Source organism: Pseudomonas sp. NPDC087814, assembly GCF_044742865.1.
Classification (GTDB): Bacteria; Pseudomonadota; Gammaproteobacteria; order Pseudomonadales; family Pseudomonadaceae; genus Aquipseudomonas.
Genome location: NZ_JBIUVK010000025.1, coordinates 23276 through 44318, shown reverse-complemented (window position 1 = coordinate 44318; position 21043 = coordinate 23276). Strand labels below are relative to the sequence as shown.

General features: G+C 62.3%; 18 protein-coding genes. 6 read left to right on the top strand and 12 right to left on the bottom strand.

The window, feature by feature from the left end; genetic code table 11:
* Positions 1–19: 19 nt before the first annotated feature.
* The 12 genes from ACIOMR_RS18710 to ACIOMR_RS18655 all read right to left on the bottom strand — a co-directional run bounded on the left by ACIOMR_RS18710 (position 20) and on the right by ACIOMR_RS18655 (position 14168).
* On the bottom strand, positions 20–568 hold the full coding sequence (locus ACIOMR_RS18710; RefSeq protein ID WP_087695217.1) for a hypothetical protein: 549 nt from the start codon (positions 566–568) through the stop codon (positions 20–22).
* Positions 569–584: 16 nt separating this feature from the next.
* Complete coding sequence (locus ACIOMR_RS18705) at positions 585–1301, bottom strand: TetR/AcrR family transcriptional regulator (protein ID WP_087695218.1); 717 nt, start codon at positions 1299–1301, stop codon at positions 585–587.
* A gap of 152 nt (positions 1302–1453) precedes the next feature.
* On the bottom strand, positions 1454–2956 hold the full coding sequence (gene lysS / locus ACIOMR_RS18700; RefSeq protein ID WP_003219243.1) for a lysine--tRNA ligase: 1503 nt from the start codon (positions 2954–2956) through the stop codon (positions 1454–1456).
* A gap of 78 nt (positions 2957–3034) precedes the next feature.
* Positions 3035–4130, bottom strand: a protein-coding gene (prfB, locus tag ACIOMR_RS18695; protein WP_096236834.1) for a peptide chain release factor 2 whose coding sequence is annotated in 2 segments (ribosomal slippage) — positions 3035–4057 and positions 4059–4130 — 1095 coding nt in all. Because the reading frame shifts where the segments join, the coding sequence is not laid out codon by codon here.
* Between the two features lie 247 nt (positions 4131–4377).
* Complete coding sequence (locus ACIOMR_RS18690) at positions 4378–5379, bottom strand: diguanylate cyclase (RefSeq protein ID WP_003219248.1); 1002 nt, start codon at positions 5377–5379, stop codon at positions 4378–4380.
* A gap of 51 nt (positions 5380–5430) precedes the next feature.
* On the bottom strand, positions 5431–6441 hold the full coding sequence (locus ACIOMR_RS18685; protein ID WP_003219250.1) for a chemotaxis response regulator protein-glutamate methylesterase: 1011 nt from the start codon (positions 6439–6441) through the stop codon (positions 5431–5433).
* Complete coding sequence (locus ACIOMR_RS18680; RefSeq protein WP_178911508.1) at positions 6438–8741, bottom strand: hybrid sensor histidine kinase/response regulator; 2304 nt, start codon at positions 8739–8741, stop codon at positions 6438–6440. The genes ACIOMR_RS18685 and ACIOMR_RS18680 overlap by 4 nt, the downstream gene beginning before the upstream one ends.
* Positions 8738–9424, bottom strand: coding sequence for a chemotaxis protein CheW (locus ACIOMR_RS18675; protein WP_102368208.1), 687 nt, complete (start codon positions 9422–9424; stop codon positions 8738–8740). Before ACIOMR_RS18675 ends, ACIOMR_RS18680 begins: the two co-directional genes overlap by 4 nt.
* Positions 9421–10683: a CheR family methyltransferase gene (locus ACIOMR_RS18670; protein WP_401195718.1), complete on the bottom strand. Its 1263-nt coding sequence runs from the start codon at positions 10681–10683 to the stop codon at positions 9421–9423. The genes ACIOMR_RS18675 and ACIOMR_RS18670 overlap by 4 nt, the downstream gene beginning before the upstream one ends.
* The gene (locus ACIOMR_RS18665; RefSeq protein ID WP_401195716.1) at positions 10683–11195 is read right to left on the bottom strand and encodes a chemotaxis protein CheW; all 513 of its coding nucleotides are present in this window, start codon (positions 11193–11195) and stop codon (positions 10683–10685) included. Before ACIOMR_RS18665 ends, ACIOMR_RS18670 begins: the two co-directional genes overlap by 1 nt.
* Positions 11195–12817, bottom strand: a complete 1623-nt coding sequence (locus ACIOMR_RS18660) for a methyl-accepting chemotaxis protein (protein ID WP_401195713.1) — start codon at positions 12815–12817, stop codon at positions 11195–11197. The genes ACIOMR_RS18665 and ACIOMR_RS18660 overlap by 1 nt, the downstream gene beginning before the upstream one ends.
* 637 nt (positions 12818–13454) lie before the next feature.
* Positions 13455–14168 carry a tellurite resistance TerB family protein gene (locus ACIOMR_RS18655; protein ID WP_003209547.1) on the bottom strand — a complete coding sequence of 238 codons (714 nt, stop codon included), beginning with the start codon at positions 14166–14168 and terminating at the stop codon, positions 13455–13457.
* Positions 14169–14336: 168 nt separating this feature from the next.
* Between ACIOMR_RS18655 and ACIOMR_RS18650 the strand changes: the two genes are divergently transcribed.
* The 6 genes from ACIOMR_RS18650 to ACIOMR_RS18625 all read left to right on the top strand — a co-directional run bounded on the left by ACIOMR_RS18650 (position 14337) and on the right by ACIOMR_RS18625 (position 21008).
* Complete coding sequence (locus tag ACIOMR_RS18650; protein ID WP_003209548.1) at positions 14337–15248, top strand: LysR family transcriptional regulator; 912 nt, start codon at positions 14337–14339, stop codon at positions 15246–15248.
* Positions 15249–15381: 133 nt separating this feature from the next.
* Entirely contained in the window at positions 15382–16839 is a 1458-nt protein-coding gene (locus tag ACIOMR_RS18645) for a gamma-aminobutyraldehyde dehydrogenase (protein ID WP_003209549.1), read from the top strand.
* 72 nt (positions 16840–16911) lie between these two features.
* Complete coding sequence (gene ydcS / locus ACIOMR_RS18640) at positions 16912–18063, top strand: putative ABC transporter substrate-binding protein YdcS (protein ID WP_003209550.1); 1152 nt, start codon at positions 16912–16914, stop codon at positions 18061–18063.
* A gap of 180 nt (positions 18064–18243) precedes the next feature.
* Complete coding sequence (locus ACIOMR_RS18635) at positions 18244–19278, top strand: ABC transporter ATP-binding protein (RefSeq protein ID WP_003209551.1); 1035 nt, start codon at positions 18244–18246, stop codon at positions 19276–19278.
* Position 19279: 1 nt separating this feature from the next.
* A complete protein-coding gene (locus ACIOMR_RS18630; protein ID WP_003209552.1) occupies positions 19280–20209 on the top strand; it encodes an ABC transporter permease in 930 nt (309 codons plus the stop codon).
* Entirely contained in the window at positions 20199–21008 is an 810-nt protein-coding gene (locus ACIOMR_RS18625) for an ABC transporter permease (RefSeq protein WP_003209553.1), read from the top strand. Before ACIOMR_RS18630 ends, ACIOMR_RS18625 begins: the two co-directional genes overlap by 11 nt.
* Positions 21009–21043: the final 35 nt, after the last annotated feature.

Here is a 21043-nt window from a genome sequence, read left to right as displayed (position 1 = left end):
GGTACTTCCTCTTTAAACGTTATTTGCCTGCACGCTGGTAGCGCACGGCTTCGACGAACACATCGGCATTGGCCGGATCATCCAGGTACGCAAATACCCGGGCCATGGAACTGTCGATCAACACACCGGCACCCTCGACGGTTTCGACGGTGCTGCCACTCAGGACCTTCTGGCCGACCGCCTGGTGGACCTGATCCAGGTCGAGGTTGTAGACCACCAGCTCGTGCTCATCATTCAATTCGAACCCGGCGAGGATGTAATGCCCGCCGAACCTGGTCGGCAATGGCGCCGACAGATACCAGCGGCTGCCATGCCGGGAAACCGTGAACAGGTATTCATCCCGCTGGCCCGGCTTGGCCTTAGGGTAGCTCACGGCTTTGTAGCGGTGCTTACCGACGCGGCTGATTTGCAGGTTGAGCGGCTCACCCCAGGCATTTTTGCTGGCCCATTTGCCAAGCAGTCCATCAGGCGCCGCCTCGCTGGCGGGCAACGGGTCCTTGAAGGTCACCAGGCAACCGCTGAGCAACAGGAACGACAAGGCGATCACGACGACGCGCCAGGCTTTCATTGGACAATCCCCTGTGTCAGACCGAAGCCAACACCAAATGCATGTAACGCTTGAGGATCTCAAGCATTTCTTCGCTGGTCAGAGGCTCTGAGCCGCCCAGCAGGCCCTGATATTCCATCCGACCGATAATCGCCGTCAACACTTTGGCATCCTGTTGCGGCTCGCGGGAACCCAATACCTGGAAAAACTGGCAAGTGCCCTGCAGCAGGATTTGCTGGTGGGAGCGCACCAGCTCGGCCAGGCGCGGGTTCAGCAGCGCTTCCTGGCGAAACGCCTGCTCGGCCATCAGGTGCTCACGGCGGTTGAGCAATTGGCGTTGCACGTAATCGGCGGTCAGGCGCGCGATGTCATCGGCCAGTTGCGAGCGCGACTGCGGGCTGCCGTCGCCATAAGCCACCATCTCGCGCAGCAGGCCTTCGTTACGCACCCACAACTTGCCCATGAACGCGGCGCTGCGCTCCACATATTGGGCGAAGGTGTCGGTGAGCAGGTCGTCGATGTCCTTGAAGTAATAGGTGGTGGCCGACAACGGCACACCGGCTTCCGCCGCCACCGCACGGTGACGCACGGCACGCACGCCTTCGCGTACCACGATGCGCATCGCTGCATCGAGAATGTCCTGCCTGCGCTGCTCACTGCCCCGGCGACTGGCCTTGCGGCCCTGGTACTGAACACTTTCAGCCACGGCAGCGGCAATGCCGGCGGCACCCTTTTGAGCCATTACGCGGTTCACGACGGATCTTCCTCCACAGTGTGACGCGGAGCGTCACGGGCTGCGTTCCCACGCGGAGCGTGGGAACGATCACCTGGCGCTGTTTACTTGACGCTTATAAACGCCACATAAAAAAGCCGCCTTATAAAAGGCGGCTTCGGATTTCGCTACGGTTACGCTTGTGGCCGCATGTGCGGGAACAAGATCACGTCACGGATCGACGGCGAGTTGGTCAACAACATCACCAACCGGTCGATGCCGATACCTTCACCGGCGGTAGGCGGCATGCCGTATTCCAGGGCGCGTACGAAGTCGGCGTCGTAGTGCATCGCCTCGTCGTCGCCAGCGTCCTTGTCGGCCACCTGGGCCATGAAGCGCTCGGCCTGGTCTTCGGCATCGTTCAGCTCGGAGTAGGCGTTGGCGATTTCACGGCCGCCGATGAACAGCTCGAAACGGTCGGTGACGTTCGGGTTGTCATCGTTGCGACGGGCCAGCGGCGACACTTCGAACGGGTACTGGGTAATGAAGTGCGGCTGCTCCAGCTTGTGCTCCACCAGCTCTTCGAAAATCATCACCTGCAATTTGCCCAGGCCTTCGAAGCCCAGCACCTTGGCGCCGGCTTTCTTGGCGATGGCGCGGGCCTTGTCGATGTCGTTCAGGTCATCGGCGGTCAGCTCAGGGTTGTACTTGAGGATCGAGTCGAACACCGACAGGCGCACGAACGGCTCGCCGAAGTGGAACACCTTGTCGCCGTATGGCACGTCGGTGGTGCCCAGGACCAGTTGCGCCAGTTCGCGGAACAGTTCCTCGGTCAGGTCCATGTTGTCTTCGTAGTCGGCGTAGGCCTGGTAGAACTCCAACATGGTGAATTCAGGGTTGTGACGGGTCGAAACGCCTTCGTTACGGAAGTTGCGGTTGATCTCGAACACTTTTTCGAAGCCGCCAACAACAAGCCGCTTGAGGTACAGCTCAGGCGCAATACGCAGGAACATTTCCATGTCCAGCGCGTTGTGGTGGGTTTCGAACGGCTTGGCTGCGGCACCACCCGGGATGGTTTGCAGCATCGGCGTTTCAACTTCGAGGAAGTCGCGCTTCATCAGGAAGCTGCGGATGTGCGCAATAACCTGCGAACGCACGCGGAAGGTCTGGCGCACTTCTTCGTTGACGATCAGGTCAACGTAGCGCTGGCGATAGCGCTGCTCGGTGTCGGTCAGGCCGTGGTGCTTGTCCGGCAGCGGGCGCAGGGATTTGGTCAGCAGGCGCACGCTGGTCATTTCAACGTACAGGTCACCCTTGCCGGAACGGGCCAGGGTGCCTTCGGCGGCAATGATGTCGCCCATGTCCCAGGTTTTCACCGAGGCCAGGGTTTCTTCGGACAGGGTTTTACGGTTGACGTAGACCTGGATGCGACCGGTCATGTCCTGGATCACCATGAACGAGCCACGGTTGAGCATGATGCGACCGGCAACCTTGACCGGGATTGCAGCCTCTGCCAGCTCTTCCTTGGTCTTGTCCGCGTACTGTTTCTGCAAGGCATCGCAGTAGTTTTCGCGGCGGAAGTCGTTCGGGAAGGCATTGCCCTTGGCGCGCTCGGCAGCAAGCTTTTCCTTGCGCAGGGCGATCAGGGAGTTTTCTTCCTGTTGCAGGGCTTGCGGGTCGAGTTGTTGGTCGCTCATGTCTTTAAATTTTCCATCAGGTTCGTTGTCCCCGGCCTGCGGCCGGGGATCGCCGGCAAGCCGGCTCCTACAAAGGAGTTACAGGCCAGATTTCAGGCTGGCTTCCAGGTATTCGTCGATATCACCGTCGAGCACCTTGTCGCAGTCGCTGCGTTCGATGTTGGTACGCAGATCCTTGATCCGCGACGCGTCGAGCACATACGAGCGGATCTGGTGACCCCAGCCGATATCCGACTTGGTGTCTTCCAGCGCCTGGGACGCGGCGTTGCGTTTCTGCATTTCCTGCTCGTACAACTTGGCCCGCAGCATTTTCATGGCGGTGTCCTTGTTCGCGTGCTGGGAACGTTCGTTCTGGCAGCTCACCACGGTATTGGTCGGTACGTGGGTAATACGTACGGCCGAGTCGGTGGTGTTTACGTGCTGGCCACCGGCACCGGAGGAACGGTAGGTGTCGATCCGCAGGTCTGCCGGGTTGATCTCGATTTCCACCTTGTCGTCGATCTCTGGCGAGACGAAAACGGCGGAGAACGACGTGTGGCGACGGTTGCCGGAGTCGAACGGGCTCTTGCGCACCAGGCGGTGTACGCCGATCTCGGTCCGCAGCCAGCCAAAGGCGTATTCGCCCTTGATGTGCACGGTCGCGCCCTTGATGCCGGCGACTTCACCGGCCGACAGTTCCATGATGGTCGCGTCGAAACCGCGTTTGTCGGCCCAGCGCAGGTACATGCGCAACAGGATGTTGGCCCAGTCCTGGGCTTCGGTGCCGCCGGAACCGGCCTGGATGTCCAGGTAGGCGTTGTTCGGGTCCATTTCATGGCTGAACATGCGGCGGAATTCGAGTTTGGCGAGGTTTTCCTCGAGACGGGCCAGCTCGGCGACGACATCGCCCACTGCGCCTTCGTCGTTTTCTTCGACGGCCATGTCCAGCAGGTCGCGGCAATCGCCCAGACCGGTGTTCAATTCGTCGAGGGTGTCGACGATCTGCGCCAGCGCAGCGCGCTCGCGGCCCAGTTCCTGGGCGTATTCAGGTTTGTTCCAGACAGCCGGATCTTCAAGCTCGCGATTGACTTCGGTCAGACGCTCATGCTTTTGATCGTAGTCAAAGATACCCCCGAATAGTTTCGGAGCGCTCGGACAGGTCCTTGATGGTGTTAAGGATCGGGTTGATTTCCATGGCGGGCAGCACTCGTTGGCGAACTTTTGAAAGCCGACGAGTATAACGACAAACGGCTGATAACGGCAGTCCGCTTGGCCGAAAAGGCGGGGATATGCACCATCCAGACAGCGATGAAGATCAAATGTGGGAGCGGGCTTGCTCGCGAATGCGGTGGTTCAGTCGCCAGATGCATTGACTGACACACCGCATTCGCGAGCAAGCCCGCTCCCACATTAGGTCTGCGACATCCCGCAGACCGTATTCCCTACTCGATCCCCACCTGATTGCGCCCATTGTGCTTGGCCAGGTACAGGCCCTTGTCCGCCGCCGAGATCAATTGCCGGCAATCGGTGCCCTGCACCGGGGTCATGGTCGCCAAGCCGATACTGATGGTCAGGCTCGCCCCTTCTGCCGGGGCAATGTGCGGGATTTTCAGGCTCGCCACCGCCTGGCGCAGCTTCTCGGCCACCAGCCGCGCACCGCCCGGCGAGGTATTGGGCAGCACCAGGGCAAACTCTTCACCGCCATAACGCGCCGGCAAATCCGAAGGACGGCTGCTGGCATCACGAATGGTCGCCGCCACCTTGCGTAACGCCTCGTCGCCTTCCAGGTGGCCGAAACTGTCGTTGTAGGTCTTGAAGAAGTCCACGTCGATCATCAGCAGCGACAGTTGGGTCTGGTCACGCATGGCGCGGCGCCATTCCAGTTCCAGGTATTCGTCGAAATGCCGGCGATTGGACAGCCCGGTCAGGCCGTCGGAGTTCATCAGCCGTTGCAGCACCAGGTTGGTGTCCAGCAACTGCTGTTGGCTGACCCGCAGCGCCCGGTAGGCCGCGTCCCGTTGCAACAGGGTCATGTAGGAGCGCGAGTGATAGCGGATGCGCGCCACCAGTTCGATGTTATCGGGCAGCTTGACCAGGTAATCGTTGGCCCCGGCAGCAAACGCCGCGCTCTTGATCAGCGGGTCTTCCTTGGTGGAAAGCACGATGATCGGGATGTTCTGCGTCGCCGGGTGATTACGGTATTCGCGCACCAGGGTCAGGCCATCGAGACCCGGCATCACCAGGTCCTGCAGGATCACCGTCGGCTTGATACGGATCGCCTGGGCAATGGCCTGGTGCGGGTCGGCGCAAAAGTGGAAGTCGATATTGTCTTCATGGGCCAGGCCCCGGCGTACGGCCTCGCCGATCATCGCCTGGTCGTCGACGAGCAGCACCATGGCGGCGTTTTCGTCGGTCTTGAAGTCGTCGAGCTGCAAATCATTCATTTACGGTCACCTGAATTACTACCTGCAGGCCAGGACAGCGTGTGATATCGGTCATTTTGCGAATACCTCCAGCAATCGTGGCGCAATTCTGTCCAATGGGCGAATTTCAACAGCCGCGTCAATCGCCGCTGCCGCTTTGGGCATGCCGTAAACAGCACAGCTTTGCTGGTCCTGCGCGATGGTCAGGTAGCCTTGCTGACGCATCAACTTAAGTCCCTGGGCGCCATCACGCCCCATCCCCGTCAGCAGCACGCCAACGGCATCGCCATTCCAGTAGCTGGCGACGCTCTCGAAAAACACGTCGATGGACGGCCGGTAAATCTCGTTCACAGGCTCTGCGGTGTAGGCCAGCGTGCCGTTCTTCAGCAGGCGAATGTGATGGTTGGTGCCCGCCAGCAACACGACACCGCTTTGGGGCGGCTCGCCTTCCCGGGCCAGGCGCACCGGCAGGCCCGAGGCACTGCTCAGCCATTCGGCCATGCCGGCGGCGAACACCTGGTCCACATGCTGCACCAGCACAATGGCCGGCGAGAAGTCCCGGGGCAAGCCCTTGAGCAGGGATTCCAGGGCAGCCGGGCCGCCTGCGGACGAACCGATGGCCACCAGGCTCTGGCGTTTGCCCGTGGCCCGCTGGGGCGCAGGCTCGGCCCGCACGCGGCTGCCACGCTGGCCAATCAGCCAGCCGATATTGAGGATCTTGCGCAACAGCGGTGCCGCGGCGTCCTTCGGATTGCCCACGCCCAGTGCAGGGGTGTCAACCACGTCCAGGGCGCCATGGCCCATGGCTTCGAATACACGGCTGACGTTGGCCTGGCGGTCGACGGTGACAATCAGGATCGCACAAGGCGTCTCGGCCATGATCTGCCGGGTGGCCTCCACACCGTCCATCACCGGCATGATCAGGTCCATCAGAATCAGGTCGGGCGTGAACTCGGCGCAACGCTGCACTGCTTCCAGGCCGTTGCCCGCAACCCACACCACTTCGTGGGCCGGCTCAAGGCTCAACGCCCGGCGCAAGGCCTCCACGGCCATGGGCATGTCATTGACGATCGCAATCCTCATGCCCGTGCTCCTCCAATCAGCTCCACCACCGCGTCCAACAGCGCGTCGTCATGGAAGCTGGCCTTGGCTAGATAATAGTCGGCGCCGGCGTCCAGTCCACGACGACGGTCTTCTTCCCGATCCTTGTAGGAAACAACCATCACCGGCAGGGATTGCAGGCGAGTATCACGGCGCAAGAGTGTGACCAATTCAATACCGTCCATGCGAGGCATATCAATGTCCGTGATCAGCAGGTCGAAGTCTTCGGAGCGCAGCGCGTTCCAGCCATCCATGCCATCGACTGCCACGGCCACTTCATAACCGCGATTAAGTAACAATTTGCGTTGCAGCTCGCGCACGGTCAGCGAGTCATCCACCACCAGAATACGCTTGCGCGGTGCTTCGAGGGTTTGCTGGGTGCGTCGGGCGATGCGCTCCAGACGACCGGTATTCAGCAGTTTGTCCACCGATCGCAGCATGTCTTCGACGTCGACGATCAGCACCACCGAACCGTCATCGAGCAACGCTCCGGCGGAGATGTCCTGGACCTTGCCCAACCGGTCGTCCAGGGGTAATACCACCAGCGTGCGTTCGCCGATAAAACGCTCCACGGCAATCCCGTAGACCGCATCGCGCTCGCGGATCACCACGACCTTCAGGGTTTCCTGACTGCCCTGCCCCGGCGGGCGCTGCAGCAACTGGCTGGCGGCGACCAGGCCGACATGCCGGCCTTCGTGCCAGAAATGCTGGCGGCCTTCCAGTTGCACGATGTCGTCGGGCGCAAGATCGCACATGCGCTCGATGTGGGCCAGCGGGAAGGCGTAGGCCTCTTCGCCAACTTCCACCACCAGGCTGCGCACTACCGACAGGGTCAACGGCACCTCCAGGTGGAAGCGACTGCCCTGCCCCGCCGCCTGCTCCAGCACCACCGCGCCGCGCAACTGGCGCACCATATGCTGCACCGCATCCAGGCCGACCCCGCGCCCCGAGACCTCGGTGACCTTGTCCCGCAGGCTGAACCCCGGCAGGAACAGGAACGTGAGCAGTTCCTCTTCGCTCAGGCGCAGGGCGGTTTCCACCGGCGACAAATGCCGGTCGACGATGGTGCCGCGCAGGCGCTCCAGGTCGACACCGTTACCGTCGTCGCTCAACTCCAGCACCAGCAAGCCGGCCTGGTGAGACGCCCGCAGGCGGATCAGGCCTTCAGCCGGTTTGCCCGCCAGCAGGCGTTGCTCGGGCATTTCAATGCCGTGGTCCACAGCATTGCGCAGTAAATGGGTCAGCGGCGCTTCGAGTTTTTCCAGCACATCGCGGTCGACCTGGGTTTTCTCGCCTTCGATTTCCAGGCGTACCTGTTTACCGAGGCTGCGGCCCAGGTCACGCACCATGCGCACCTGCCCGGCCAGCACGTCGGCAAACGGCCGCATGCGGCACGCCAGCGCCGTGTCGTACAAGACTTGGGCGCGTTGCCCGGCCTGCCAGCCGAACTCGTCGATTTCGGCGGTTTTTTCCGCGAGCAGCGCCTGGGCTTCGCTCAACAGGCGGCGGGTATCAGCCAGCGCTTCCTGGGCTTCCAGGCTCAGGTCGACGGTCTTGAGGTGGCCGTCGAGGTTTTCCAGGGCGCGGGCGCTGTTGCTCTGGATGCGCTTGAGGCGTTGCAAGCTGGCGAGGTAAGGCTTGAGCCGCTGGGTTTCCACCAGGGACTTGCTGGACAGGTCCAACAGGCTGTTCAAGCGTTCGGCGGTCACCCGCAACACCCGCTCGCCGCCTTCGGTCATGCGCTTATTTTGGCGCGGCAGTTCGGCACTGACCGGCGGCGCGGGTTCGGGCTCCGGCGGCAGGGTCAGCAGCGCTTCCATCGACAATTCAGGTTCTGGCGCGGGCGTTGGCGGCGGCGCAGGCTTTGGCGCAGCGGGCGGTGCGACTTTCTGCGACGGATCGAGCAACCGCTCCATCAATGCCACATAGGACTCGATGTCCGCCGGGCCCACGGTATTGCCCGGCGTAGCAATGCGCATCAGCAAATCGGTGCCTTGCAGCAGTGCGTCGATATGCTCCGGCAGCAGGTACAAGCGGCTTTCCTGGGCGCTGACCAGGCAATCTTCCATCACGTGGGCCACGCTGACCCCCGCGTCCACCCCGACAATCCGCGCCGCGCCCTTCAGGGAATGGGCGGCGCGCATGCAGGCTTCGAGCTGGTCGGCCTGGGTCGGGTTGCGCTCCAGGGCCAGCAGGCCGGCGCTGAGCACCTGGGTCTGGGCGTCGGCTTCCAGGCTGAACAGCTCCAGCAGCGAGGCATCGCGCATCTGGTCGGGGGTCATGTGAGGCTCCGGGTCACGGCAGACAACAATTGCGCCTCGTCCAGCCAGCGCAGGCTGCGGCCTTTCCACTGCAACACCCCTTGGGTATAGCGGGCGCTGGCCTGGGTGCCGGAGGCAGACGCCGCGTTCAAGGTCCGTTCATCAATGGCATGGATACCGTCCACTTCGTCCACCGGCACCACCACGGGGCCGTCCTGCGCCGCGATGATCAGCATGCGCGGCATGATTCGTGCGCCACTGGGGCCGCTGCCGGTGCTGTCCAGCCCCAGCAATTCCACCAGGGACAGGCACGCCACCAGTGCGCCACGCACGTTGGCCACGCCCAGCAAGGCGCGGGAACGCTGATGGGGCAAGGAATGGATCGGCTGCAACGGCGCCACTTCCACCAGGCAGCGAGTGGCGATGCCCAGCCATTCTTCGCCGAGGCGGAACATCAGCAGCGAACGGGTGAGGACATCACCCTCGACTTCCGGCGTCGCGACGGGGCGGTGATCGTCCTGCTGCAAGGCATAACGGTCGAGCAGGCGCGTGGCGGCGGCGGAATACACCGAGCAATTGCGACAGTGAATGTGCTCGGCCAGCAACGGGCAGGACTTGTCACCGTGGATGCCGATGCGGTTCCAGCAGTCATCGATGGCCTGGGTATCGGCCAGGGTCAGGTTCAGCTCGGGATCCAGGGTCATGATTTACGCTCACTGTCAGCTCGCTCGCTGCGCGCGGCACGAGCCTGCAAACGCCGGGCGCCGGCGACATCGCCCTGGGACTCGAGCAACGCGGCCAGGTGCATCAAGGCCTGCGGGTGCTGGCGTTCCAGGTACAAGGCTTTTCTGTAATAACCCTGGGCTTCCAGGGCGCTGCCGGCCACATCGCTGAGCAGGCCCAGCCAATAAAACACCTGGGCCGCCGGCGGATGGCTCTGCAAATAACGCTCGCAGGCAGCACGGGCTTCCAGGCTCTTGCCTTCATTGGCCAGGGTCGCAATCTGACTGAGCAGATCGGCGGCGTCCGACTGCGGGGGCGGCGGCTTGATCGGTACCACTTGGGCACTGACGGTGCTGAACGGCCGGGGCCTGGTCGGGATAGGCGCGGCACTGCGCTGAGGAATCGGCGCGGGCATCGGCACAAATACCGGTTCAGGCGCGGGCTCCGCATGCCGGCTGAAGGCAAACGACTGCGGCACGCCAATCGAACGCATGCCCAGGCGCCCCAGCAGGCTGCCTTCGGCAGGCCCGATAAACAGCACGCCGTCGACATGGGTCAGGCCCTTGAGCACTTCAAACACCTGCTTCTGGGTCGGCTGGTCGAAGTAGATCAGCAGGTTGCGGCAGAACACAAAATCGTAGGTGGGCTCGTTGGCCAGCAGCGTGGGGTCCAGCAGGTTGCCCACCTGCAGGCGCACTTGTTCGCGTACCCGGTCGGCAATCCGGTAGCCGTCGGTTTGATCGGTGAAGTGGCGATCGCGGAACTCGAGGTCCTGGCCGCGAAACGAATTCTTGCCGTACACCCCACGGCGGGCGCGCTCCACCGACAGCGGGCTGACGTCCATGCCCTGCACCTTGAACTGATGCGGCGCCAGCCCGGCGTCGAGCAAGGCCATGGCAATCGAATAGGGTTCTTCGCCGGTGGAACACGGCAGGCTGAGGATCCGCAGGGCGCGCATCTGCTTGATTTCGGCCAGGCGGGTGACCGCCAGCCGGCCCAGGGTGGCGAAGGATTCGGGGTAACGGAAAAACCAGGTTTCGGGGACGATCACCGCTTCGATCAGCGCTTGCTGTTCGTCGGTGGAGGCCTGCAATTGCTGCCAGTATTGATCTGCGGTCTGCGCGCTGAGCGCCATGCTGCGCTGGCGTACGGCACGCTCGATGATCGCTTCGCCCACCGAGGCAACGTCCAGGCCAATGCGCTCCTTAAGGAAGTCGAAGAAGCGTTGATCACTGCTCATCAAGCCTCCTCGCCCGCGGCAAACAGCAGCGCCTGCACGTCAGCCGTCAGCAGGTCCGCCACGCCGATCCACTGCATCAAGCCACGCTCGTCTTCGCGCACCGGGCCCAGGTAACGGGCCTGGCGGTTGTCCAGGCCGTAGGGCTGGAACTCCGCCGGGTCACAGCGCAGGGTATCGGTGGCCTGTTCGAGGATCAGCCCCAGCCAGCGTGCCGGAGTGAGTGCATCCGGCTGATAATTGACCAACACCAGGCGCGTGCTGGTGCGGGCCTGGGCCGGCGTACCGAAGGTCAAGGCACTGAGATCGATCACCGGCACCATTGCCCCGCGATGGGCAAAGATCCCGGCGACCCACGCAGGCGCATGGGCAATGGGCTTGAGCGGCAGGCGCGGCAGCACCTCGGCCACTTCCGTGGCCTTGAGGGCATACCGTTCATTACCGATGTGAAACACCAGGAACAGTGCTTTCTTCACTGCCGCAACGGCACCGCGTTTAGCCGCGAGGTCGTTCATCAGACTTTAAAACGCGACACGCCGCTGCGCAGGCCAACGGCGACCTGGCTCAGCTCGTCGATGGCAAAGCTGGCCTGACGCAGGGACTCCACGGTCTGGCTGCTGGCATCGCCCAACTGCACCAGCGCATGGTTGATCTGCTCGGCGCCGGTGGCCTGGGCCTGCATGCCTTCGTTGACCATCAACACCCGTGGCGCCAGGGCCTGCACCTGATGGATGATCTGCGACAGTTGCTCGCCCACCTGCTGCACCTCGAACATGCCACGGCGCACTTCTTCAGAGAACTTGTCCATGCCCATCACCCCGGCCGACACCGCCGACTGGATCTCGCGCACCATCTGCTCGATGTCGTAGGTGGCCACGGCGGTCTGGTCGGCCAGGCGCCGCACTTCGGTGGCTACCACGGCAAACCCGCGACCGTACTCACCGGCCTTCTCGGCCTCGATGGCAGCGTTGAGGGACAACAGGTTGGTCTGGTCAGCGACCTTGACGATGGTCACCACCACCTGGTTGATGTTGCCGGCCTTCTCATTGAGGATCGCCAGCTTGGCGTTCACCAGGTCGGCCGCGCCCATCACCGAGTGCATGGTTTCTTCCATGCGCGCCAGGCCTTGCTGGCCGGAGCCGGCGGCCACCGAGGCCTGGTCGGCGGCGGTGGAGACTTCGGTCATGGTACGGACCAAGTCCTTGGAAGTAGCAGCGATCTCCCGCGAAGTAGCGCCGATCTCGGTGGTCGTCGCGGCGGTTTCAGTGGCCGTGGCCTGTTGTTGCTTGGAAGTCGCGGCAATCTCGGTGACCGAGGTAGTGACCTGTACCGAAGAGCGCTGTGCCTGGGACACCAGGGCGGTGAGCTCGGTCATCATGTCGTTGAAGCCGGTCTCTACTGCGCCGAATTCGTCCTTGCGTTCGAGGTTCAGGCGTTTGCTCAAGTCGCCGGTGCGCATGGTTTCGAGGATGTCGACGATGCGTTTCATCGGCGCCATGATCGCGCGCATCAGCAGCAGGCCGCAGAGGCCGGCGGCGAGGATCGCGAGGATCAGCGAGACGCCCATGCTGATTTTTGCAGCGGACACGGCGTCGTCGATAGCGTTGGTGGCGCGGTCCGCGACGTTTTTGTTTTCGGTGATGATGTCGTTGAGCTTCATGCGGCCTGCGGTCCAGGTCGGGGTCAGCTCTTCGTCGAACACTTTGCGGGCGGCGACGACGTCATTGCGTTGCAGGTTTTCAGTGACTGCGGCCAAAGCCTTGTTGTAGGCCTGGTGCAGGGCTTCGAACTTATCGAACTCGGCCTGATCCTCAGCGCCGTTGATAGTTGCCTTGTAATTGGCCATTTGCGTGATGATGCGCGCTTCGAAGGACTTGTAGTCGGCCTTGTCGGCTTCGGTGAGTGTCTTGTCTTTGCGCAGGCCGATGATGTCGAGGGTGTCGAGGTAGCTGTCGACCCATGCGCTGCGGATCATGGAGCTTAGGTAGACCCCGGGGACTGCGTCATCGCGGACTGACTCTTCGCCGGCCTCGATCTTCAACAGGCGTGAATACGAGACCACTACCATCAGCAGCATGATCGCGATGATGACCGCAAAGCTCGCCAAAATCCGTTGGCGCAAGGTCCAGTTCTTCACAGTAATTCCTCAAGGGCCATTCAAATGGAGAGGAGTATAGCTGAGCGGATGCCATCATTAATCAACGGCTTGTGGGATCTGGGTCACGCTCGGGGGAGGAAAGTTTTCTTGGGGGGGGGGCATATCCGTTGCTGCGGTAACGGCTGCTATTGGTTCCGCTCTTACAGCGGCTCACTTTTGAAAAGCGCAAAAGTAAGCAAAACGCTCTTGCCCCACCACTCGGCTCCTCGCCCAGGCTCGGTGTGCCCTCACTCCGGCTTTGGACCGTGGGCCGCCGTCATGGGCCATCCTTGGCCCAGGACGGCTAACCTGGCGTCCTGCCAGGTTACCCTCGCTCCAAAGCCTGCGTTCGGCCAGCGTGGTTTAACGGGGCGCCTAAGATCAAGATCAAAAGCAGATCAACAGCACAGCGGCTTACCGGCCGGCTTGAGTGTTTAAAAGCCAAATCAAAAGCTAAAGCGGGCACGGTCCACTGTAGGAGCTGGCTTGCCGGCGATAGCATCACCTCGGTGTGTCTGGAAGACCGAGGTGCCTGCATCGCCGGCAAGCCAGCTCCTACAGAAAAGCGGCTCTGCTTCGTTCTGGTCTTTGCTTTTACCATAAGTAGCCGTTACCGCAGAAACGGATATGTACACAATCAAACCACCTCAGCCTGCCGCACCTGCTTCTCCAGTTCAGCCTTCAACCCCGGCTCCAACTTAAGCTGCCGCGCCAACTCATCGAGGTAAGCCTTCTCCATGAAGTTCTCCTCATCCACCAACATCACACTGGCGATATACATCTCGGCAGCCAACTCCGGAGTACTGGCAGCCCGAGCCACATCTGCCGGATCCAGCGGCTTGTTCAGCTCGGCATGTAACCACTGCTGCAACTCACGATCGTTATCCAGCTTCACAAACTCCCCTTCGATCAACGCCCGCTCACGCTCATCCACATGCCCGTCAGCCTTGGCCGCAGCCACCAGCGCCTTCAAAATCCCCTGGCTGTGCTGCTCGACCTGGGCCGGCGGCAGCCGATCAATGGTCTGCGGCTCCCCTTGAGGCGCACTCGCCTGCTGCGCCTGCCAATTACCGTAGGCCTTGTAGGCAATCACCCCCAAAGCAGCCAACCCGCCATAGGTCAGCGCCTTGCCGCCAAACTTGCGGGCTTTCTTGTTGCCCAGCAACAGACCCATGGCGCCGGCCGCGAGGGCCCCACCACCGGCACCGCCAAGCAAGCTACCCAACCCGCCGCCACCCAGCAGTCCGCCAAGGGCACCCTTGTCATCTGACTTGCGCTGCCCGCCAGCCTTGTTCTGCAACATGTCCTGGCCGGATTTGAGCAGTTGATCGAGCAATCCACGGGTATTCATTCACAACCTCCAGAAACTCAAGTTCACAGGACCAATAGGCCCCCAGCGTAAAACTAAGTGCCAAAAACCCCCGATCTAGAGTGCTTCCAGATGTAACGCGCTTACCCCTCAATTAAAACGATATACACTCGAACAAATCTATAAAAACACCCCACTGGTAATTCCAGCATGATGACCTTGCGTCAGATCCGTCACTTCATCGCCGTGGCCGAGACCGGTTCGATCTCCGCCGCTGCCCAGACCGCCTTCATCTCCCAGTCCACCCTGACCCTGGCGATCCAGCAACTGGAACAGGAAATCGGCGTCAACCTGTTCAACCGCCACGCCAAGGGCATGACCCTGACCCACCAGGGCCACCAGTTCCTGCGCCAGGCGCACCTCATCCTCGCCACCGTCGACAACGCCAAGCGCAGCCTGCAACAGAGCACCGACCAGGTGGCCGGGCAGTTGATCATCGGCGTGACCAGCCTGGTCGCCGGCTACTACCTGGCGGACTTGCTTACCCGCTTCCAGCGCGCCTACCCCAATGTCGAAATCCGCGTGATGGAGGACGAACGCCCCTACATCGAACACCTGCTGGTCAGCGGTGAAATCGACGTCGGCGTGCTGATCCTCTCCAACCTCGAAGACCGCCACGCCCTGCAAACCGAAGTGCTCACCCACTCGCCCCACCGTTTATGGCTGCCCGCCCAGCACCCGCTGCTGGAACACGACAGCATTAACCTGGCGGATGTGGCGCGCGAGCCGCTGATTCAACTGAACGTCGACGAAATGGGCCACAACGCCCAACGCATGTGGACCGGCGCCGGGCTGCAACCTCGCGTCACCTTGCGCACCGCCTCGACGGAAGCCGTGCGAAGCCTGGTCGCCGCCGGCCTGGGGGTGTCGATCCAGCCAGACATGACCTACCGCCCCTGGTCCCTGGAAGGCGACATCATCGAGGCCCGGCCGATTGCCGACCTCAGCCAGACCCTCGACGTGGGCCTGGCCTGGCGCCGGGGCACGGCGCGCCCGGCGCTGGTGGACCCATTCCTGACGGTGGCCCGCGAACAGCCCCACCCACGCAAGCCATCTATTTAATCGAATGCTGCTTTCAGTATTTAGTATTTGTTGACCTCGCGCCTGACCTCTAGTCTCTGCTCATCCCATAAGAGAAGGTCAGGCGCCTCGCACGAGAACAGCCATGACCACACAAGAAAAGAGATCGCGAAAAATGTCTGGCGCGCCCACACCGCTGCTCACTGCGTTGCTGATCGACGGCGAACTGGTCCCGGGCCAGGGGTTTGTCGAGCCGATCATCAACCCGGCCACCGGTGAAATCCTCACCCATATCGCCGAAGCCAGTACCGAGCAGGTCGAAGCCGCAATCCTCGCCGCCCACCGGGCCTTTGCCGGTTGGTCGCGGACCACGCCCCAGCAGCGCTCGAACATCCTCCTGGGCATCGCCGAGACAATCGAAAAACAAGCCGACTACCTCGCCCGCCTGGAATCGCTGAATTGCGGCAAGCCGCTGCACCTGGCACGTCAGGACGATTTGAGCGCGACCGTCGATGTGTTCCGTTTCTTCGCCGGCGCCGTGCGCTGCCAGACCGGGCAACTGAGCGGTGAATACCTGCCGGGCTACACCAGCATGGTGCGTCGCGATCCGATTGGCGTGGTGGCCTCCATTGCGCCGTGGAATTACCCGCTGATGATGGCCGCCTGGAAAATCGCCCCGGCCCTGGCGGCCGGTAATACCCTGGTGTTCAAGCCGTCGGAACATACCCCGCTGTCGATCCTGGCCCTGGCGCCCGTACTGAGCCAGTTGTTGCCGCGCGGGGTGATCAACATCCTGTGTGGCGGCGGCGAAGGGGTCGGCAGCCATTTGGTCAGCCACCCGAAGGTGCGCATGGTCTCGTTGACCGGCGATATCGTCACCGGGCAGAAGATCCTCCAGGCCGCCTCCAAGACACTCAAGCGCACGCACCTGGAGCTGGGCGGCAAGGCCCCGGTGATCGTGTGCAACGACGCCGACCTGCAAGCCGTGGTCGAAGGCGTGCGCGCCTACGGTTACTACAACGCCGGCCAGGACTGCACCGCCGCGTGCCGCATCTACGCCCAGGCCGGCATCCACGACAAATTGGTGGCCGAGCTCGGCGCCGCCGTCAGCAGCCTGCGGTTTGCCGGCAAGCGCGATGCCGACAACGAACTCGGCCCGCTGATCAGCACCCGCCAGCGCGACCGCGTCGCCAGTTTTGTCGAACGCGCCCTCGGCCAGCCGCATATCGAACGCATCACCGGCGCCGCCGTGCATTCCGGTGCTGGCTTCTTCTACCAGCCAACCTTGCTGGCCGGTTGTAAACAGAATGATGAAATCGTGCAGCGCGAAGTGTTCGGCCCGGTGGTCACCGTGACCCGCTTCGACGAGCTGGAACAGGCGGTGGACTGGGCCAACGACTCGGAATACGGCCTGGCCTCCTCCGTGTGGACCCAGAACCTGGACAAGGCGATGCAAGTGGCGTCGCGCCTGCAATACGGCTGCACCTGGATCAACAGTCATTTCATGCTGGTCAGCGAAATGCCCCACGGCGGCTTGAAGCGCTCGGGGTATGGCAAAGATCTGTCCAGCGATTCGCTACAGGACTACAGCGTGGTGCGGCACATCATGGCGCGCCACGGCCAGCATCTTTAAAACAACAACTACGCTCACGCACCACCTGCTGCAAAAACTGCCCCGACCATAATTAAAGAAGAGGGAACCCCCATGTCTGCGCACAAGACCGCTCTGCTCAGTGCCCTGACCACCGCGCTGCTGGCCAGTGTCAGCATCCAGGCCGCCGAACCGCTGAAGGCGGTGGGTGCCGGTGAAGGCCAGTTGGATATTGTCGCCTGGCCCGGCTATATCGAACGTGGCGAAAGCGACAAGAACTACGACTGGGTCACCGGTTTCGAGAAAGAGACCGGCTGCAAGGTCAACGTCAAGACCGCCGCCACCTCCGACGAGATGGTGAGCTTGATGGCCAAGGGCGGCTACGACCTGGTCACCGCGTCGGGCGATGCCTCGCTGCGGTTGATCGTCGGCAAGCGCGTACAGCCGATCAACACCTCGCTGATTCCCAACTGGAAGAACATCGACCCGCGCCTGAAAGATGCGCCGTGGTACGTGGTCGGCCAGCAAACGTACGGCACGCCGTACCAGTGGGGCCCGAACGTGTTGATGTACAACACCAACGTGTTCAAGACCGCGCCCACCAGCTGGAACGTAGTGTTCGATGCGCAGAACCTGCCGGACGGCAAGCCGAACAAAGGCCGCGTGCAGGCCTATGACGGCCCGATCTACATCGCCGATGCGGCGCTGTACCTCAAGGCCACCAAGCCGGAACTGGGCATCCAGAGCCCGTACGAGCTGACCGAAACCCAGTACAAGGCCGTGCTCGACCTGTTGCGCGCCCAGCAGCCGTTGATCCACCGCTACTGGCATGACACCACCGTGCAGATGAGCGACTTCAAGAACGAAGGCGTGGTGGCCTCCAGCGCATGGCCGTATCAGGTCAACGGCCTGGTGAACGAGAAGCAGCCGATTGCCTCGACCATTCCGAAGGAAGGCGCCACCGGCTGGGCGGATACCACCATGCTGCACACCGATGCCAAGCACCCGAACTGCGCCTACAAGTGGATGGACTGGTCGCTGCAGCCGAAGGTCCAGGGTGATGTGGCCTCGTGGTTCGGTTCGTTGCCGGCGGTTCCCGCGGCGTGCAAGGAAAGCGAACTGCTGGGCGCCGAGGGTTGCAAGACCAACGGTTTCGACCAGTTCGAGAAGATCGCCTTCTGGAAAACCCCGCAGGCTGAAGGCGGCAAGTTCGTGCCATACAGCCGCTGGACCCAGGATTACATCGCGATCATGGGCGGGCGCTAAGCACTCCCTAGTTGATCGTTCCCACGCTCCGCGTGGGAATGCCTCCTGTGACGCTCCGCGTCACGACTTTAAGGGCGGACGCGGAGCGTCCAGCGCTGCATTCCCACGCAGAGCGTGGGAACGATCACCTCTACCTCCGATTTAATTTTTACAAGACGCGCCTTTTTGGAGCACCGCACAATGACGCTTGCAGTCCAATTCACCCACGTTTCCCGTCAGTTCGGCGAAGTGAAAGCCGTTGACCGGGTTTCCATCGATATCCAGGACGGCGAGTTCTTTTCCATGCTCGGCCCTTCCGGCTCGGGCAAAACCACGTGCCTGCGCCTGATCGCCGGGTTCGAGCAACCCAGTGCCGGCTCCATCCGCATCCACGGTGAGGAAGCCGCCGGCTTGCCGCCGTATCAGCGCGACGTGAACACTGTGTTCCAGGATTACGCGCTGTTCCCCCACATGAACGTGCGGGACAACGTGGCCTACGGCCTGAAAGTCAAAGGCGTGGGCAAGACCGAACGCCTCAACCGCGCCGAAGAAGCGCTGGGCATGGTCGCCCTCGGCGGTTACGGCGACCGCAAGCCGGTGCAACTCTCCGGCGGCCAGCGTCAACGTGTGGCCCTGGCCCGCGCACTGGTCAATCGTCCGCGCGTATTGCTGCTGGATGAGCCCCTCGGCGCTCTCGACCTGAAGCTGCGCGAACAGATGCAAAGCGAGCTGAAGAAACTGCAACGCCAACTTGGCATCACCTTCATCTTCGTCACCCACGACCAGACCGAAGCACTGTCGATGTCCGACCGTGTGGCCGTATTCAACAAGGGCCGCATCGAACAGGTCGACACCCCGCGCAACCTGTACATGAAGCCCGCCACCACCTTCGTCGCGGAATTCGTCGGCACCTCCAACGTGATTCGCGGCGAATTGGCGCAACGCTTGAGCGGTAACCCGCAGCCGTTCTCGATCCGCCCGGAACACGTGCGCTTCGCCGAAGGCCCGCTGGGCAGCGGCGAGGTGGAAGTCAGCGGCCTGCTGCATGACATTCAGTACCAGGGCAGCGCCACTCGCTACGAACTGAAACTGGAAAACGGCCAGGCGCTGAACATCAGCCAGGCCAACAACCAATGGCTGGACACCACCGCCGGGCATCAAGTCGGCCAGTCCATCACCGCGCGCTGGGCGCGGGAAGCCATGACGCCGTTGACCGACATCGCAGGCGAGGTGTGACATGAGCCTGGCCCTGTCCCAACCCCCGATGCGCAGGTTTTCCAACCTGCTGTACAAGAAGCCCAACCTGTACCTGTCGCTGCTGCTGGTGCCGCCGCTGATCTGGTTCGGCGCGATCTATTTGGGGTCGCTGCTGACCTTGCTGTGGCAAGGCTTCTATACGTTCGATGACTTCACCATGGCGGTCACCCCGGACCTGACCCTGGCCAACTTTGCCGCGCTGTTCCAGCCGTCGAACTTCGACATCATCGTGCGCACCTTGAGCATGGCGGTGGTGGTGTCCATCGCCAGTGCCATCGTCGCGTTCCCGATCGCCTACTACATGGCGCGCTACACCACCGGCAAGACCAAGGCGTTTTTCTACATCGCGGTGATGATGCCGATGTGGGCCAGCTACATCGTCAAGGCCTACGCCTGGACCCTGCTGCTGGCCAAGGGCGGCGTGGCGCAGTGGTTCGTGCAGCACCTGGGCCTGGAGCCGGCGCTGCAATTCATCATGGGCATTCCCGGCGTGGGCGGCAGCACCTTGAGCACCTCGCACCTGGGGCGGTTCATGGTGTTTGTGTACATCTGGCTGCCGTTCATGATTCTGCCGATCCAGGCCTCGCTGGAGCGTTTGCCGCCATCGTTGCTGCAGGCCTCGGCAGACCTCGGCGCCAAGCCGCGCCAGACCTTCATGCAGGTGATTCTGCCGCTGTCGGTGCCGGGGATCGCGGCGGGTTCGATCTTTACGTTCTCGCTGACCCTGGGCGACTTCATCGTGCCGCAACTGGTGGGCCCGCCGGGTTACTTCGTCGGCGGCATGGTGTACGCGCAACAAGGCGCTATCGGCAACATGCCCATGGCCGCGGCGTTCACTCTGGTGCCGATCGTGCTGATCGCGGTTTACCTGTCCATCGTCAAACGTCTGGGGGCCTTCGATGCACTCTGAAAAAGCCTCACTCAGTCTAAAAATCGCGGCCTGGGGCGGGTTGGTTTTCCTGCACTTCCCGATCCTGATCATCTTCCTCTACGCCTTCAACACCGAAGAGGCGGCGTTCAGCTTTCCACCCCAGGGCTTCACCCTGAAGTGGTTCAGCGTGGCCTTCTCGCGGCCGGACGTATTGGAAGCGATCAAGCTGTCGCTGCAAATCGCGGCCATCGCCACGCTGATTGCGATGGTGCTCGGCACCCTGGCCTCGGCGGCGTTGTATCGCCGGGAGTTCTTCGGCAAGCAAGGCATCTCGCTGATGCTGATCCTGCCGATTGCACTGCCGGGGATCATCACCGGCATCGCGTTGCTGGCGACCTTCAAGACCCTGGGGATTGAGCCGGGGATGTTCACCATCATCGTCGGCCACGCGACCTTCTGCGTGGTGATCGTCTACAACAACGTGATCGCCCGCCTGCGCCGCACCTCCCACAGCCTGATCGAAGCCTCGATGGACCTCGGCGCCGACGGCTGGCAGACCTTCCGCTACATCATCATGCCCAACCTCGGCTCGGCGTTGCTGGCCGGCGGCATGCTGGCGTTCGCGCTGTCGTTCGACGAAATCATCGTCACCACCTTCACCGCCGGCCACGAGCGAACCTTGCCGCTGTGGCTGCTCAACCAGTTGAGCCGGCCACGGGATGTGCCGGTGACCAACGTGGTGGCGATGCTGGTGATGATCGTGACGATGTTCCCGATCCTGGGTGCCTATTACCTGACCCGCGGCGGCGAAAGCGTGGCCGGTAGTGGCGGTAAATAACTGACAACACATTGCCACTGAAGGAATGAGATTCA

Bases quoted from the DNA above. Each gene is read 5' to 3' on its own strand.
- ACIOMR_RS18710 (WP_087695217.1), bottom strand. From the start codon at position 568: ATGAAAGCCTGGCGCGTCGTCGTGATCGCCTTGTCGTTCCTGTTGCTC.
- lysS (WP_003219243.1), bottom strand. From the start codon at position 2,956: ATGAGCGACCAACAACTCGACCCGCAAGCCCTGCAACAGGAAGAAAAC.
- ACIOMR_RS18690 (WP_003219248.1), bottom strand. From the start codon at position 5,379: ATGAATGATTTGCAGCTCGACGACTTCAAGACCGACGAAAACGCCGCC.
- ACIOMR_RS18685 (WP_003219250.1), bottom strand. From the start codon at position 6,441: ATGAGGATTGCGATCGTCAATGACATGCCCATGGCCGTGGAGGCCTTG.
- ACIOMR_RS18680 (WP_178911508.1), bottom strand. From the start codon at position 8,741: ATGACCCCCGACCAGATGCGCGATGCCTCGCTGCTGGAGCTGTTCAGC.
- ACIOMR_RS18675 (WP_102368208.1), bottom strand. From the start codon at position 9,424: ATGACCCTGGATCCCGAGCTGAACCTGACCCTGGCCGATACCCAGGCC.
- ACIOMR_RS18670 (WP_401195718.1), bottom strand. From the start codon at position 10,683: ATGAGCAGTGATCAACGCTTCTTCGACTTCCTTAAGGAGCGCATTGGC.
- ACIOMR_RS18665 (WP_401195716.1), bottom strand. From the start codon at position 11,195: ATGAACGACCTCGCGGCTAAACGCGGTGCCGTTGCGGCAGTGAAGAAA.
- ACIOMR_RS18655 (WP_003209547.1), bottom strand. From the start codon at position 14,168: ATGAATACCCGTGGATTGCTCGATCAACTGCTCAAATCCGGCCAGGAC.
- ACIOMR_RS18650 (WP_003209548.1), top strand. From the start codon at position 14,337: ATGATGACCTTGCGTCAGATCCGTCACTTCATCGCCGTGGCCGAGACC.
- ACIOMR_RS18645 (WP_003209549.1), top strand. From the start codon at position 15,382: ATGTCTGGCGCGCCCACACCGCTGCTCACTGCGTTGCTGATCGACGGC.
- ydcS (WP_003209550.1), top strand. From the start codon at position 16,912: ATGTCTGCGCACAAGACCGCTCTGCTCAGTGCCCTGACCACCGCGCTG.
- ACIOMR_RS18635 (WP_003209551.1), top strand. From the start codon at position 18,244: ATGACGCTTGCAGTCCAATTCACCCACGTTTCCCGTCAGTTCGGCGAA.
- ACIOMR_RS18630 (WP_003209552.1), top strand. From the start codon at position 19,280: ATGAGCCTGGCCCTGTCCCAACCCCCGATGCGCAGGTTTTCCAACCTG.
- ACIOMR_RS18625 (WP_003209553.1), top strand. From the start codon at position 20,199: ATGCACTCTGAAAAAGCCTCACTCAGTCTAAAAATCGCGGCCTGGGGC.